General features: G+C 43.6%; 3 protein-coding genes. 1 reads left to right on the top strand and 2 read right to left on the bottom strand.

Features of this window, described 5'->3' with window-relative positions:
- Nucleotides 1-317: IS66 family transposase (locus B1A75_RS19135; protein WP_139761782.1), on the top strand; the 317-nt coding region annotated here is incomplete at its 5' end.
- Between the two features lie 52 nt (nucleotides 318-369).
- Here the strand turns inward: B1A75_RS19135 and B1A75_RS19130 are convergent.
- Nucleotides 370-879 (bottom strand): UvrD-helicase domain-containing protein, encoded by a 510-nt coding sequence (locus B1A75_RS19130; RefSeq protein WP_254866674.1) that lies wholly within the window; start codon nucleotides 877-879, stop codon nucleotides 370-372.
- A gap of 333 nt (nucleotides 880-1,212) precedes the next feature.
- Entirely contained in the window at nucleotides 1,213-2,637 is a 1,425-nt protein-coding gene (locus B1A75_RS19125) for a type I restriction enzyme endonuclease domain-containing protein (RefSeq protein ID WP_254866673.1), read from the bottom strand.
- Nucleotides 2,638-3,105: the final 468 nt, after the last annotated feature.

Genomic DNA, 3,105 nt, shown 5'->3' with positions numbered 1-3,105 from the left:
GCCGACAAGGCAGCCATCTAGGTGTCCGCAAAKCGGAAAATTTCATCCGGCGCCTAGAAAAGCGCAAGCAAGAAGCGCTTCTCTTCCTGCGAAAGAAAGAAGTGCCGTTTGACAATAACCAAGCCGAACGCGATTTACGGATGGTGAAAGTCAAACAAAAAATCTCTGGAACGTTTCGTCAGGAAGACGATGCCGAGGCTTTCTGTGTCATCCGCAGCGTCGTTTCCACCCTGCAAAAACACGGAAAGCCGGTGTGGGAATCGTTGCAAAGACTTCTAAGCGGAGAGCCTCTTCAAACGATTCTCCATTCCTCCTAGGGCATTTTCGATACTGGGAATGCCCTATTGGTGCTGGATTCTGAAAATCTCGCTAGTACTGGGCTGAATAGATACACTTCGAACGCATATTGGCAGCAGCTTCGTTCGTGAACGTGATCATGACAACCGAACGTAAATCGAGATCCCCTTGCATATGCTTGAGAAACATGATCCGGTTGATCATCGTCGTCGTTTTTCCCGTGCCTGCTCCTGCCTTCACAATATAATGCCCGCGGTCATAGGCATGTTCGAGTTCATACTGCCCTTTATTAAAAGCGCTGTTTTGATCAAGATAATCCAATAATTGAGAGTCATTGACTTTGCCATCTTCAATCACTGCCCATGCTTGTTCCCATTCTGGTGCATAGCGAACAACGGAAACTTGGAGCAATTCTTTCTTATGCGCTTCATGCAAAATCGGATCCTCTAATAGTTCTTCCGGATCGTCAAACGTAAGCAAATACACCTTGCGGCCGCTTTGGATATATTGCCGAAGTTCACTTGCTCGTACTTGCTGAATATCAGACAAAAATAGCAGGACAGAATATTTGGCCTCATTCATTGGTATACACTCCTAATATTTATAGACAGTAACTTACATCCCTATTTTATACTAAAATAGCGGTTTAGTTACAGAATTTATATGCTCATGCACCTGTTCTGAACAATGGCCAGGTCAATCAATCGCCCCTCAGTTCCCCTGACACATAAGAAAACGAGAGGCGACTAAAACAAATAAAAATTTTCCCAACAGAACTGGCTTTCAAAAGCTCGATGCTAGAACGAAAAAGGTTGTAAAAAATCGTAATGCTTGCTTATAGTGAAATCTACACCTGTACTAGCCGACTGCATAACTTTTAGGCCCCATTCATCAAATAGACCATTTATTGCATGATCACGCATTCATCGGCCAGTTTTTATATTGCCGTTCCGCTTGCTCCATGAACTTATTTGTTAAGAACTGCAATTGTTGTCCCGTAATTTTCTCTTTCATGAGCACTTGCTTGACGGCTAATTTCACTTTAGCGTAGACATCGCGGCGGTGAGGACTTGTCCAGTCTACAGCTAATTGTTTCTTTAAGGCTTTGACCACCTTATGGATTAAACTAGCAAGAAACTCGTTTGAGAACGCTTCCTGCCCCATAGCCGTGATCGCTTTGTAAAATTCAATTTCTTCCTCTGACAGCCCCAAGTCGTGTCGCTTGCGTATTTCTTCTTCCATTTCTTTGCGCATGTTAATCATAACCCTGACCACATCGGCAGCCTGAATAACACGATTATGATAATCCCTTAACGTTTTCTCTAGAAGTTCGCTTAACGCCTTTGACTGTGGGCTTCCTTGGCTAAATGTCACTTTGATTTGGTCCTCTAAAAGTTTTTTCAGTAACTTTAAGCGCAAGTCTACATGCTCTTTTTTTGTTAAATCTGCCAAGAATGCATCGTCCAATATGCTGATATCTGGGCGTTCAATTCCTGCTATTTGGAAAATGTCAACGGTTTCTTTTGCTAACAGACTGTTATCAATGAGTTCTGATAATCGCTCTTCTAATGTTTTATTTCCACTCGGTTTTTCAATTGGTGGCCGCAAATGTTTGCGAAGTTGTGCTTTCATCATGAAATAGAGCATGACCTCATCTGCCAGTTCAATCACTTCCGACTGATGCTTCACCAACTGATACGATTTTTCTAGTTTGGCGGCTGCTTGGATATATTCCTCGGGATCTCGGTTTAACAGAATGTTAACAAGATCTGCAATGAAGTCTTCGCGCTCTATCTTTGGTTTTGCCCGCCAGTTTTGCACATCAATCTCGCTTGGAATAAATCCTCTTACTGCCTTCAGATGATCCATGAAAATAGTAACGGCTTCGGAAATATCATAAGTAGGACTTCCCGTTCCGCCGCTTTGCGTATATTTATGAGTTGCTTCTTTCAGTAAAGTAGCAATTCCAATATAATCAACGACGACTCCGCCTTCTTTTCCCGGAAACACACGGTTTACACGGGCAATGGCCTGCATCAGGTTGTGTCCCCTCATTGGCTTATCGACATAAAGGTAAGAAAGCGGTTTTGCGTCCATTCCTGTCAGCCACATATCGACGACAATGACAAATTTCAAAGGATCTTCTGGGTCACGAAGTTTGGCTTTCACTTCTTCTTGTTCTTTTTTCGATTTAATATGCGCATATTTGCTTCCCGGCTGGACTTCGCGCCACTCTTTAGGATCCTTTGATACATCCCCTGTCATAATCACTTCAACAGGAGGGCATTCTGGAATCTCTCTTAGATAATTATACAAATCCACCGCAATGCGTCGGCTCATACAAACAATCATCGCCTTTTGAAACGGATTGGCGACTTGGTTGAAATGTGATACGATATCATTGGCTAAACGCCGAAGCCGTTTTGGAGTGCCGACGACTTTTTCCAGAGCAGCCCAWTTWMGYWTAWMGCTCTCTGATTSWWCATCGTYTSCSCCTGMTTCTTCGATWATTTTSGGAARARMAGGGGGATTTTCATGCCCGGGTGGAGAGCAAAAATTGCTCATGGAACTTTTTCCGTGAAAATGCATGCGCCCCGATGAGTCATTTTCATGCCCGGGTGGAGAGCAAAAATTGCTCATGGAACTTTTCCGTGAAAATCCCCACCACTTGGTGAGTGCGGTATACGCTCCTGATCCGTGAGGGTATACTGAAAATGGCCAAAAAAGGCAATAGGAAAGCAGAGGTGCCCGATTTTAGGCATCTCGTATAACCTGTCTGCCTTTTGGCTAGACTAAATAAGTTGTGGK

It is taken from the genome of Geobacillus sp. LEMMY01 (assembly GCF_002042905.1).
Taxonomy (GTDB): Bacteria; Bacillota; Bacilli; order Bacillales; family Anoxybacillaceae; genus Geobacillus; species Geobacillus proteiniphilus.
Note: the sequence above shows the minus strand (reverse complement) of the source record. Positions and strands in the feature narration are given on the sequence as shown.